General features: G+C 62.2%; 11 protein-coding genes and 1 tRNA gene. 2 read left to right on the top strand and 10 right to left on the bottom strand.

Translation table 11 applies throughout. The features are described from left to right. Positions 1-13: 13 nt before the first annotated feature. From GRI34_RS11355 to pepN, 4 genes are all read right to left on the bottom strand, one after another. Positions 14-1,306, bottom strand: coding sequence for a cytochrome b (locus GRI34_RS11355; protein ID WP_160596021.1), 1,293 nt, complete (start codon positions 1,304-1,306; stop codon positions 14-16). A 23-nt stretch (positions 1,307-1,329) separates the two neighbouring features. Then, positions 1,330-1,902, bottom strand: a complete 573-nt coding sequence (gene petA, locus GRI34_RS11350; protein ID WP_160596020.1) for a ubiquinol-cytochrome c reductase iron-sulfur subunit — start codon at positions 1,900-1,902, stop codon at positions 1,330-1,332. 217 nt (positions 1,903-2,119) lie between these two features. Next, the gene (gene pgeF, locus GRI34_RS11345) at positions 2,120-2,803 is read right to left on the bottom strand and encodes a peptidoglycan editing factor PgeF (protein WP_160596019.1); all 684 of its coding nucleotides are present in this window, start codon (positions 2,801-2,803) and stop codon (positions 2,120-2,122) included. Positions 2,804-2,813: 10 nt separating this feature from the next. Further along, positions 2,814-5,468: an aminopeptidase N gene (pepN, locus tag GRI34_RS11340; RefSeq protein WP_160596018.1), complete on the bottom strand. Its 2,655-nt coding sequence runs from the start codon at positions 5,466-5,468 to the stop codon at positions 2,814-2,816. 42 nt (positions 5,469-5,510) lie between these two features. Here pepN and GRI34_RS11335 point away from each other — a divergent pair, with 42 nt between their 5' ends. Further along, positions 5,511-6,287 (top strand): Rossmann-fold NAD(P)-binding domain-containing protein, encoded by a 777-nt coding sequence (locus GRI34_RS11335; protein ID WP_160596017.1) that lies wholly within the window; start codon positions 5,511-5,513, stop codon positions 6,285-6,287. On the opposite strand, the gene GRI34_RS11330 is transcribed toward GRI34_RS11335, so the two are convergent. Beyond that, positions 6,270-7,208, bottom strand: a complete 939-nt coding sequence (locus tag GRI34_RS11330) for a DMT family transporter (protein ID WP_160596016.1) — start codon at positions 7,206-7,208, stop codon at positions 6,270-6,272. The genes GRI34_RS11335 and GRI34_RS11330 overlap by 18 nt on opposite strands. Beyond that, positions 7,205-8,212 carry a threonine aldolase family protein gene (locus GRI34_RS11325; protein ID WP_160596015.1) on the bottom strand — a complete coding sequence of 336 codons (1,008 nt, stop codon included), beginning with the start codon at positions 8,210-8,212 and terminating at the stop codon, positions 7,205-7,207. The genes GRI34_RS11330 and GRI34_RS11325 overlap by 4 nt, the downstream gene beginning before the upstream one ends. Positions 8,213-8,264: 52 nt before the next feature. Here GRI34_RS11325 and GRI34_RS11320 point away from each other — a divergent pair, with 52 nt between their 5' ends. Then, complete coding sequence (locus tag GRI34_RS11320; protein ID WP_325065217.1) at positions 8,265-8,558, top strand: GNAT family N-acetyltransferase; 294 nt, start codon at positions 8,265-8,267, stop codon at positions 8,556-8,558. Here the strand turns inward: GRI34_RS11320 and GRI34_RS11315 are convergent. The 4 genes from GRI34_RS11315 to GRI34_RS11300 all read right to left on the bottom strand — a co-directional run bounded on the left by GRI34_RS11315 (position 8,555) and on the right by GRI34_RS11300 (position 12,004). Continuing rightward, complete coding sequence (locus GRI34_RS11315) at positions 8,555-10,075, bottom strand: PH domain-containing protein (RefSeq protein ID WP_160596014.1); 1,521 nt, start codon at positions 10,073-10,075, stop codon at positions 8,555-8,557. The two genes, GRI34_RS11320 and GRI34_RS11315, sit on opposite strands and share 4 nt — an antisense overlap. Continuing rightward, positions 10,072-10,539 (bottom strand): PH domain-containing protein, encoded by a 468-nt coding sequence (locus GRI34_RS11310; RefSeq protein ID WP_160596013.1) that lies wholly within the window; start codon positions 10,537-10,539, stop codon positions 10,072-10,074. Before GRI34_RS11310 ends, GRI34_RS11315 begins: the two co-directional genes overlap by 4 nt. Before the next feature lie 32 nt (positions 10,540-10,571). Next, complete coding sequence (locus GRI34_RS11305; RefSeq protein WP_160596012.1) at positions 10,572-11,741, bottom strand: acyl-CoA dehydrogenase family protein; 1,170 nt, start codon at positions 11,739-11,741, stop codon at positions 10,572-10,574. 188 nt (positions 11,742-11,929) lie between these two features. After that, positions 11,930-12,004, bottom strand: a tRNA-Thr gene (locus GRI34_RS11300). Positions 12,005-12,098: the final 94 nt, after the last annotated feature.

Here is a 12,098-nt window from a genome sequence, read left to right as displayed (position 1 = left end):
TTTCTCGTATCGCTTAGACGGCCGGCGTCGTGTTTTCGCCGAGCACGGCCTTCTTGTCCGAACCGAGCACCGCCTCGGTGATCGAGTAAGGCAAAGGTTCGGGCTTTTCGACACTGCTGACGATCGGGAGGATCACCAGGAAGTGCAGGAAGTAGTACGCCGTGGCGATCTGGCTGAGCATCACATAAGGCTCTTCAGCCGGAGCACCACCACAGATGAACAGGACGATCATCGCCGGGATCAGGCCGAACCAGAAGAACTTGCGGAACAGCGGACGGTAGTGGCCGCTGCGAACCGGCGACTTGTCCAGCCAGGGCAGGAAGAACCACAGCAGGATCGAAGCGAACATCGCGATCACGCCCCACAGCTTTGCCGGGAGGATGAAGTCGACGGTGAAAGCGCGCAGGATCGCGTAGAACGGCCAGAAATACCATTCAGGAACGATGTGCGCCGGAGTCGAAAGCGGGTTGGCTTCGATATAGTTGTCCGGGTGGCCGAGCGCGTTGGGCAGGAAGAAGACCATCGCGAAGTAAGCCAGCAGCACGACGCCGAGGCCGAAGCCATCCTTTGCCGTGTAATACGGATGGAAGGGAACCGTGTCGCTTTCCTGCTTCACTTCCACGCCGGTCGGGTTCGAGGAGCCTGGGATGTGCAGCGCCCAGATGTGGAGGATGACCACACCGGCGATGACGAAAGGCAATAGGAAGTGCAGCGAGAAGAAACGGTTCAAAGCGGCATTGTCGGGGGCGAAACCACCGAGCAGCCAGACCTGGATCGGCTCACCTACCAGCGGGATTGCGCCGAAGAGACCGGTGATGACCTTCGCTCCCCAGAAGCTCATCTGGCCCCAGGGAAGGACGTAACCCATGAAGGCGGTTGCCATCATGAGCAAGAAGATGACGACGCCGAGCAGCCAGATCATCTCGCGCGGGGCCTTGTAGCTCGAATAGAACAGGCCGCGGAAGATGTGCATGTAGACGACGATGAAGAAGAAGCTCGCCCCGTTCGCGTGGGCATAGCGCATCATCCAACCCCAGTTGACGTTGCGCATGATGTGCTCGGTCGTCGCGAAAGCGACCTGGGCGTTTGCAGCGTAGTGCATCGCCAGCACGACGCCGGTGACGATCTGCAGCACGAGGAAGAAACCGGCGAGGACGCCGAAATTCCAGAAATAGGAAAGGTTGCGCGGGACCGGGTAACCGGCACCGACTGCATTGTAGACGAGGCGCGGAAGCGGCAGCTTCTCGTCGAGGAAGCGGGTGAAGCCGTTGCTCGGCTGATATTCGCGTGCCCAGGGAAAGCTCATGTCTGTGTCTCTCGTCTTCTAGCTCAACCGACCTGGATTACCGTGTCCGAGATGAACTCGTACTCCGGCACTTCGAGGTTCGTCGGGGCCGGACCCTTCATGATACGGCCAGCGGTGTCGTAGTGCGAGCCGTGGCAGGGACAAAAATAGCCGCCATACTCACCCTTCACTTCGCCTTCCGCCGCGCCAAGCGGCACACAACCAAGGTGGGTGCAGACGCCCATGGTCACCAGGATGTCGCGGTGCCCTTCCTTGGTACGGTCCTCAAGGCTCTCCTGATCGCGGAGCGACCCGGTGGGAATGGCGTTTGCCGCAGCGATTTCCGCGTCCGTCAGGCGCTTCACGAAAAGCGGCTGCTTGCGGAAGACTGCCTTGATGGCCTGCCCCGGCTCGATGCTTGATACGTCCACTTCGGTCGAGCTGGCTGCAAGAACATCCTTCGACGGAGCCATCTGGCTGACCAGCGGGTAGACGATGAAGACACCGCCCACGCCTGCAGCGCCGATTGCGGCGATGTCGAGGAAGTCACGACGACGGATTCCGTCATCGGTCTGTGCTACGGTTTCAGTGGAAGCGGTTGCAGTTGTGTCTGCCATCAGCGCGTTGCCTTGCCTGCCTTGCGGGTCGAATGCCTGGGTTGGCAGACGACGTGAAAGAATTGCGATCCGTTGCCCGGAAATCCGGTGCGGGCAATGCCCGAGGCGAAAAAGCCTGTGCGAAAGCCCCCGGTGTCCCGGTTTGGTCCGGGCCTCTAGCCTTATTGCGCCCCCTTGCCAACCGCCATTTTGGCCAGACGAGTTCGGCTTTGTGCAACTATGCAGTCAGGCAGATTGCGCTGAACTGGCGTCCGTCGGTCGGCTCTGTGCGATGCGTCGCCCGGCGATAGGAATAAAACCGCGATTCGTTCGCATAGGTGTCGAGCGAGAGGCGATCGATTTCTCCCACCCCTGCGAGCGACAGCCGCCACGCCGCATAGCCCTCCAGATCAAACTGCCAGTGACCTTCACGACCAGGCTCGAAAAATCGATGCGCGGCGCTTTCGAACTTCTCCCGGAAAGCATCGTCTACCTCGTAACTGGCCCGGGCGATGCACGGGCCGATCGCAGCGGAGATGCGATCTGGCCGGGCGCCGAGTGTTTCCATCGCCGCGACGGTGTTCTCGAGGATGCCGCCATGCGCGCCGCGCCAGCCGGCGTGGGCCGCACCGATGACCCCCGCGTCGGCATCGTGGAGCAATACCGGTGCACAGTCGGCGGTCACGATCGCCAGGCGAAGCTGCGGCACTTTGGTCACCATCGCATCCGCCTCGGGCCGGCTCTCGAAATCGAAATCGCTTCCCACAACTATGCAGTCTGCAGAATGCACCTGCTTGAGCAAAGCGGTCGGTGCATCGCCCCCTATCCGATCCAGCTCTCGCCTGTCCGATTGGGGCCCGGTGAGGAAACCATGGGCGATCCCGATACGGTCGGATCGCAACAGGTCTTGACCTTCCGCCACGCGCTTTTCCTCAGTCGGCCAGGCTTCTGGAAACCTGCTCGTACGTATCGCGCGACAGCTTCTCCGCCTTTGCGATCCGCTCCAGCTGCTCGCGCATGAGCGCTGCCCTTTGCGGTTCGACCTTCCGCCACCGACCGAGCGGCGGAACGAAGCGCGCAGCCGTTTGCGCGTTGATAGGATCGAGCTCGAGAATAAGATCGCCGATCATCTTGTACCCCTCGCCGCTGGCCGCATGGAAGCCTTGCGGGTTTCCGGCAAATGCCATGTAGAGCGAACGCACGCGGTTCGGATTGCGCAGCGTGAAATCGGGATGGTCGGCAAGAGCCTTCACGTGTTCGACAACCTGCGGGTGAAGCGAAGAGGCCTGCAGTGCGAACCACTTGTCGATCACCAGGGCATTTCCCTCATAGCGGTTGTAGAAGTCGAGCAGCTTGTTGGTCCGCTCCACGCCTTCCAAGCCGGTGAGCACCATGAGAGCGCCCTGCCGGTCGGTCATGTTGTCTGCCCGGTCATACTGGTGGGCCGCCAGTTCAGCCGCCTTTTCGGGATCGCTTGCCGCCGCATAGGCGAGCACCATGGTTTTCAGCTTGCGCGCGCCTTTTGCTTCCGCATCGAGCGAAAACGGGACCTGTTCGGCCCGCTCGTAGAGCCGATGCAATTGCTCCGAAAGCTGGCTACCGATAAGCGACTTGAGCCGCTCGCGCTCGGCATGAATCAGCCCCGGATCGGAAAGCTCCATCTGCTCTGCGATATAAGTCTGGCTCGGCATACTCATCAGCTCGCCGCGCATCAGGTCGTCGATGTCCGGATCGGCAAGGATAGCGCCCATGGCCTGGGCAATGCTCTGCCCGCCACGGCTCCGCTCTTCTTCAGAAAGCTTGCCGCCGACGCCGGCCACGAGATGCCGGACCATGAGATCCTGCATCGCCTCGTAACGCGCAAACGGATCGTCGTCGCTGGCCGCAAGGAACACCAGGTCCTCGCGATCGATCGCCCGGTTGATCGTGACCGGCGCCGAAAATCCCCGATTGATCGACAGGACTGGCTTGTTGGCAAAGCCGTCGAACCGGTGTTCTGCCGATTCGGTGTCGAGCACGACCAGCTGCTCGCCGCTGTGCGACGCGCTCTGTTGGTCAAAAAGAGCCAGCTTCAGCGGGATCGGCATCGGCTTCTTGTCCGGCTGGCCCGGGGTCGGCGGGACGGTCTGGCGAAGTTTCAACACCGCCTCGTTACCTTCGTGCGTCAGCTCGACCGAGACTTTCGGCGTTCCGGCCTGCGAATACCACAGGCGAAACTGTTCCAGGTCGAGCCCCGCGCCATCCTCGATCGAGCGGACGAAATCCTCGCAAGTCGCCGCTTCGCCGTCGTGACGGTCGAAATAGAGGTCCGTGCCTTTGCGGAAGGCCTCTTCTCCGGCCATCGTGCGCATCATGCGAATAACCTCGGCGCCCTTGTTGTAGACTGTCGCCGTGTAGAAATTGCTGATTTCGCGATAGCTGTCCGGGCGGATCGGATGCGCCAGAGGCCCGGAATCCTCAGGGAACTGGGCGAGGCGGAGGATGCGGACATCCTCGATCCGCTTCACCGGCTCGCTGCCCATGTCCTGGCTGAAGAGCTGGTCGCGCAGAACCGTAAAGCCCTCCTTGAGCGAGAGCTGGAACCAGTCGCGGCAGGTGATGCGGTTGCCCGACCAGTTGTGAAAATACTCGTGGCCGATAACGCCTTCGACCGCATCGAAGTCGCCGTCCGTCGCGGTTTCGGGATCGGCCAGCACGTATTTCGTATTGAAGACGTTGAGGCCCTTGTTCTCCATGGCACCCATGTTGAAGTCCGAGACCGCAACGATGTTGAACAGGTCGAGATCGTATTCGCGCCCGAAGGCTTCCTCGTCCCATTTCATCGAGCGCTTGAGGCTCTCCATCGCGTGCTCCGTCCGCGGCAGGTCGCCGTCGCGAACCCACACATTCAGTTCGACCTCGCGGCCGTTCATGGTGGTGAAGCTATCGCTGCGGGCGACAAGGTCGCCGGCCACCAGCGCGAAAAGATAGGACGGCTTGGGCCAGGGGTCGTGCCACTCTGCCCAGTGGGTGTCGCCCTCTTCTCCTTCGTCGGTCCGGTTGCCGTTGCACAGCAGGATAGGGAACTGGTCCCTCGCACCGCTCATCCGTACGGTGAATGTGCTGAGCACATCGGGCCGGTCGGGGAAGAAGGTTATCCGCCGGAAGCCTTCCGATTCGCACTGCGTGCAGAGCATTCCGTTCGAGGCGTATAGGCCCATCAGCTGCGTGTTGGAGGACGGATCGATCTCGGTCTCGATCGCGATCTCGTGCGCTTCGCCGGGAAGCGTCAGCACGAGATCGTCGCCATCCATGGTGTAGGCTCGCGTCGGTTCGCCGTCGACCTTCACGCTCGTCGGTACGAGGCCGTCGCCATTCAGCCTGATCGTCGGCGAGGCATCGGCCTTGGCATTGCGCGCTACGGTTAGCCGCGATCTGACGCGGGTGCTCTCGAGGCCGAGGTCGAACTCGAGACGGGTCTCGGGCACCATCCATGGGAAAGGACGATAATCCTCGCGCCTGATCTCGGGCGGATCGTGCGGCTCCACGGCTGCATCCGCCATTTCGATGTTGCCGTCAGGGCTTGAGGGAGTGCGTGCTATATCCATGTTCATCCTGTGAATCTGAAACCTTTACGCTAGAACGCGCCGATGGCTCGATTGTTCATCTTCGGTCTCGGCTACACGGCGGGACGAATTGCGCAAGCGATGCGCGGTTCCGGCTGGCACCTCGATGCAACCGGAAGTGCTGGCAATATCGCTTTCGACGACATGGACGCAGTGCTCCGCGCCCTGGGTTCGGCCAGCCATGTCCTGAGTTCGGTGCCACCCGCCGACGGCACGGATCCTGTGCTGGACCGATACGGACACGCGCTGGAAGGCCAATGGCTTGGCTATCTCTCCTCCACCGGAGTCTACGGAGATGCAAAGGGTGCCTGGGTCGATGAAGGCAGCCCGACCGGCGGTGGGCGGCGCACGGCGCGTGCGCAGTGCGATGCGCGGTGGCTGGAGCTGGATGCACGCGTTTTCCGGCTTCCCGGCATCTACGGCCCCGGACGCAGCGCTTTCGAGAGGGTGCGCGAAGGCAAGGCCCACCGCATCGATCTGCCCGGGCAGGTTTTCAGCCGCGTGCATGTGGAAGACATCGTTTCGGGTGTCGTCGCCGCCATCGAGAACGGCGCGCCGGCGGGCGCCTACAATCTCGCAGACGACCTGCCCACGAGCCAGAATGCGGTGATCGAGGAGGCGTGCCGCTTACTAGGATCCGAACCGCCACCCTTGGTGTCGATGGAGGAAGCCGACCTCTCGCCCATGGCTCGCGGATTTTATGCCGAGAACCGCCGGGTCGCCAATGGAAAGGCGAAGCGGCTGCTGGACTGGAAGCCCCGTTATCCGACTTATCGAGAGGGCCTAGGCAGCCTGCTTTAGCGCCGATGGCGGCGTCTGCCGGGCGCGCAGGGCAATGACGAGGCCGATCAGCGCCAGCACCGCGCCGATCACGGTCTGCGTGGTCCACCGGTAATCTTCGAACAGCGTCGACAAAAGCATCGCAACGATGACAGTCACGATACCGTTATAGGCTGCCCTGCCCGCCCCGATTTCGCGTACGAGGGTATAGTGGAGCGGAAAGGTCACGACGCTACCGGCCAGTGCCAGCCACCCGATACCGAGCCAGAAGCTCTGCCGGTCCGGAAGCTGCGGCGGTCCGGCGGTGAACCAGGCAAGGGCAAAATCGGCCAAGGTCCCGTAGAGCATCGCCCATGCCAGCAATGAGACCATCGGTAGCGCGCGGCCGGTCTCGTTGGCCTGTACGACATTCGCGATACTTGCGGCAAGAATACCGCACACGGCCCACAGAATTCCGAGCGGGATGCTGCCGCCCAGCGGGTTCAATCCCGCCTCGTGGATAAGCAGCAGGGCGATGCCTGACAGAGCGACGATAGTCCCGACTACAAAGCCCCGGGTGATCCTTTGCCCAAGTAGCCACCAGCCGAATGCGGCATTGCTCACGATCAGCATCGTGAACATGACCGCGACGATGCCGGAAGTCAGGTGAAGTTCGGCCCGGTAGACGAAGTTGAAGTTGGCGCAGAACTGGGCGATTCCGATGGCGATTGCGAGGATTTGGCCGTTCCTGCCGATCGCCAGCGACCGTCCCATGACGCGGGCCAGCAGGAACATCGCAGGGGTCGCAGTTGCGAAACGTACCGCCACCGACCAGCTGGGCGCGGCCCCGTCGATCTGGTCGGTAATGACCCACCAGGTCGAGCCCCAGATCATTCCGGTGAGGAGGAAGGGGATGACGATGCGCCAGCGCAGCAGCGTCGTCTCACCCGCCGAAGCGCTCATAGGCCGGCAATCGCCGCTGCAAGCGCTCGCGCGTCTTCTTCTCGGGTATTCCACGCAGTGACGAACCGCGCCGCGTCATCGCCCCAATCGTAAAAGCCGAACCCGCGGGCCCTCAGCGCCTCGCGCTCTGCAGCGCTGCAGCGCACGAAAACCTCGTTCGCCTCGACATCGTGCATCAGTCGCTCACCGCAGGCTCCGGCAATTTCCTGTGCGGCGGCATTTGCCGAGCGGGCGTTGCGGAGCCAGACATCACCGTCGAGCATGGCGTGAAGCTGGGCCGCGAGATAGCGCCCCTTGCTCTGCAAATGGCCCGCCCGCTTGCGGCGATACCGCGCGACATCGGCCAGTCCGCGATCGAAGAAGACGATAGCCTCTGCGGTCATTCCGCCGTTCTTGACGAAGCCGAAGCTGAGTGCATCTACATCGCCAGCGGCTTCCGCGGCCGAAACATCGAGAAACGCCACCGCATTGGCGAACCGCGCACCATCCATGTGAAGCCCAAGCCCGCGCTCCTTCGCGAGAGCGGAAATAGCGGCGAGTTCCTCGGGCCGGTAAACGCGCCCGTACTCGCTCGCCTGGGTAATGGAAATCGCGTGCGGCTGGACCTGGTGCACATCGTCGCGGATCGGATCGATTACCGCGCGAATGCTGTTGGGCGACAGCTTTGCGCCATCACCCTCGCCCAGAAGCAATTTCGCTCCGTGCAAATAGAAGCCCGGCGCGCCGCCCTCGTCCATTTCGATATGTGCCTCTTCGTGGCACACGACCCCGCCGTGCGGCTGGACCATGGTCGCCAGCGCGAGGCAATTGGCGGCCGTCCCCGTCGCCACCCAAAGGACTTCGCACTCGCGCCCGAACAGCGCGGAAAACTTTTCGTCGAGCGAAGCGCTGTGTGCATCGCCGTCATACGGGGCATCGCTCGCATCGGCGGCGCGAAGGGCGTCCCAGATTGCCGGGTGGACGCTGGCTGCATTGTCGGAGAGAAACTGGGCCTGGCTCGTCATAGGGGAACGCCTCTAGCGCGCACGGCGTTGCTTGCACAGAAAGGAAATCTGCGTGAGCGATACTATCGAAATCCAGCACGAAGGAAACGAAACAGAGGGGCGGTACTTCACCTCAGTCGAAGGTGCTACGCGGGAAGCCGAGCTGACCTGGCGCGCCAAAGGCGACGTACGTCACGCCACCCATACCTTCGTCCCGACCGAGGCACGCGGGCAAGGCCTGGCCGCCAAGCTGGTCAAGGCCATGATAGAAGATGCGAAGGAACAGGACTTTCGTATCGCGCCGGATTGCTCATACGTGGAAGGATATTTCAGGAGGCATCCGGAACTCTCGGACTTGCGTGCCTAGGCCGCTTCGACCCGCGCCTCCAGCAAGTCGGAGAAATCGGTTTTACCGATACTCTCGAGGATTGCGCTCCGCCATTTGCTAGCTTCCTCCAACGGCATTCCGTGAACGCGCAATTTCCCGCCAGCGAGCCCCAGGAGCAGGCTTGCGTAACCACGGCGCCTGGCGATCGGCCCCTGCAGGATCTCGACCGACTGGAGCTTTGTGCGCGATCCGATAGCGAGGCTGGGCGCGAACCAGCCATGCCTTGAATAGATCTGGGTTCTATCGAGCGCATGACGATCATGGCGCCAACGCCACCAGTGATGCGCGATGATCCATGCGAGCGCGATCGCGGGGATGAGCCATTGCCAGGATGGCGTGATGAAGATCGCGGCAATAGTGACGGGCAAGAGCACGACGCTGGCGAGGATCATCTTGTCGAGGCGATACCGGTCCATGGCGCGGTGCCAGGTGATGTCGCTCCCCGGTAGCGCAAAACCGGTCTCCGCGACGATAGGCGCGATCTCGTCCATCTGCGCGAATGGCGCAGCTTCGTGATTGGCCGCGCCGCTGTCGCTCGCAAGGCTTATAACCTTGAGCCCGTGCCAGCCGAACAATCTGCGCAAGAAGCCCGTTTCCAGCCTCAGCGCCTGAACCCTGTGCACGGGCATGACGAGATCGGTGCGGGTCAACAATCCGCGGCGGCGGCGAAAACCTTTCGGTGTGCGATCGAGGCGAAAATCCCACTCGCGAAGCGCCGTGCGCACAATCCCGGTCGCGAAACCTAGAACTGCGAGGGTCGCTACCCCGATCATGACGCCGATTGCTTGTGCCAGGGGGCCAAGCCCGGCCAATTGCTGGCCCGGCCCTGCCAACCTTTCCTGCCAGAGGTCGAGATCCCAGATATCAAAGGGGAGCAGGAACTCGAATTGCTGTGCAAGACCGCCGATCACCGCGACCACAGCCAGCGAAAACTCGAACAGCCCGAATGTAAGGACCCGCTTCGGTCCCATCTGGAAAAGGGGCGCGCTGCTCTGTTCGGGAACGGTTTGCGGAACTTCGGACAAGGCTTGCGCCGCATCCTCGTCGCGTCGCTCCCTCACGACTTCCCGCAGCCGCTCCCCTTCCGCTTCGGAAAGATAGGCAAGCGAGAGGTCCTCCTTGCCGCCAGCCCCGGTCTCGAACTTCACTGCCACGAGACCGAAGAGCCGTGGAAGCAGTTTCTGTTCGATGCTCACATCCTGGATGCGCTCATAAGGGACCGATCTGGCGGCGCGGGACAATAGACCCTTCTCGACCCGGATGTCGGCATCACCGGTAGCGTAGGTCAGCCGTGTCCACTGTAGGTACTGTGCCACCAGATTGCCGACGAACAGCAGGCCGAGTATCGGCAAGGCAAACGAAAGTCTGTCCATTTCGTCGCGCATGACGACGAACAGCGCGGCCGCAGCCGGAATGAAACGGATTATGTAGCTGACCGCCTCCACCAAGAAGGTGCGTGGATCGGTTCGCTTCGGTTCGCGAAAGTCGCCCGTCATTGCGTGTCGCGGCGGATGGCGGCGCGGATTTGCTCCCGCATCGTCATGGCATCTTCATGCGCGAGACCGGGAAGCGATACGGAAGAATTGTGACTGCCCGCCGTGTGAACCGTGAGGGTCGCAAGATGGAACGCCCGCTCGAGCGGCCCCTGATCGACATCGATGTGTTGGACGCGGCCGAAAGGCACGACCGTATCCGAGCGGAAGAGCACGCCGCGCACCACGCGCAGCCTTTCTTCCGCCAGGGAATAGCCGCGCGTCGCATAGCGGCGCATCGGCAGCCAGACGACGAGGTACAATACGACCAGCAGGACCGGACCCCAGACCACACCGGTCCAGCCCGGTATGACGAATTCCGCAATGCTGGCCCCGGCGAGCAAGACGACCGCAAAAATCGCTGCAACGAGGCGCATCATCGTTTTGTAGCGCGGATCGAGTTCGGTCAGCCCCGTCGTGTCTTCCATGCCGTTATACCTAGGCAATACAGCGCCGGCTATCAACGCCTTTGATCGAAGCGCCGCCCAACGATGGCTGCGGCGATATTGGTTTTCTGCACATCGGTGGTGCCGCCAGCGATGCCCCAGGCGAACCCGTCCCGCACGCGCTGCTCCATGCCGTATTCCTTGTGGTAGCCATAGCCGCCCATGACCTGCATTCCATTGGCGGTCACGCTACGCACGATATCGTTGGCAAAACACTTCGCGGTCGAGCTTTCGTAGACGCTCGGCAGCCCATCGGGATTGTGCACCGCATTGGCAGCCGCGCGATAGATCAGCAGGCGCGACGCTTCGACCTGCATCGCCATTTCCGCCAGCCGCATCTGCACCGCCTGGAAATCGACGATCGGTTTCCCGAACGCCTCGCGCTCCTGCACATATGCGGTCGCCTGCTCCAGCGCGGCCGCAGCAAGCCCAAGCGACTGCGTGGCATTGCCGCAGCGTTCCAGCCCGAAAGCGCTCATCAATTTCCCGAAACCGCCGGCGGGGACGATCTCGTTTTCCTTGGGCACCTTGACGCTGTCGAAAGTGATGTCCCGCGTTTCGATCCCCCGAAAGCCCATCAACTGCTCGCGCTTGCCGAAGCTCACGCCTTCCATTTCCTTGTCGACCAGCAATGCGCCGATACCCTTTGCCCCCGGGGCGTCGGAAAGCCGCGTGTAGACGACGTAATAGTGCGCATGCCCTGCGCCGCTGGTCCATCGCTTGTTGCCGTCGAGAAGGTAGTGGGTGCCCTCGTACCTAGCGCGGGTGGTGAGGTCTGTGAGCGCCGTTCCGGCATCGGGTTCTGACATGGAAACGGCCACCGTCGCCTCGCCTGAAACGACCTGCGGGATCACTTTCGCCTTGATTGCATCGCTCCCAAATCGCTCCAGCGTGCGAACGGGGCCGACCAACGCTTCGAATACCGGGAAGGCGACGGCATTGGAGATCATTGCGAATTGTTCGAGCACCAGCAGCGCCTCGAGGTGACCCAGCCCCAGACCGCCATATTCTTCCGGCAGGTTGACGCCCAGAAAGCCCATCTCGCCATACCGACGCATCATGTCGGCCGGAACGGAGAAGTCCTTTTCCTCCATCTCGCGTGCTAGGTCGGGCAGTTCCTTGCGTGCAAAGATGCGCGCCGCGTCCTGAAGTTCGCGCTGTTGTTCGGTCAGGCGGAAATCCATGAAATTCTCCCTCTGCGAAAGGACTGCCGCCGGGAGTGGGCTGGTGCAACCGAAAATCCGGGCCGGCGGAGGCCCGGCAAGGGCGACCGCCCGCCCGCAGGCGCTCGACGCGGAACGCGGCGAGACTGCGCCGAGGACGCTCGCACGGAGGTGCGAGCGAAAAACCAAGATTCATTTTCGAAAGAAAATGGTGCTGCTGGGGAGGATTGAACTCCCGGCCTCACCCTTACCAAGGGTGCGCTCTACCACTGAGCTACAGCAGCACGGATCCTCCGCAAGAATGCTTGCGGGGTGGAGGCGCGCGCTATTGGCAGACACGGCGGATAAGTCAACCTTAGCTTGCGAGCCGAACCGAAT

The organism is Qipengyuania aquimaris, assembly GCF_009827445.1.
GTDB lineage: Bacteria > Pseudomonadota > Alphaproteobacteria > Sphingomonadales > Sphingomonadaceae > Qipengyuania > Qipengyuania aquimaris.
This window is presented reverse-complemented; position numbering and strand designations above follow the sequence as displayed.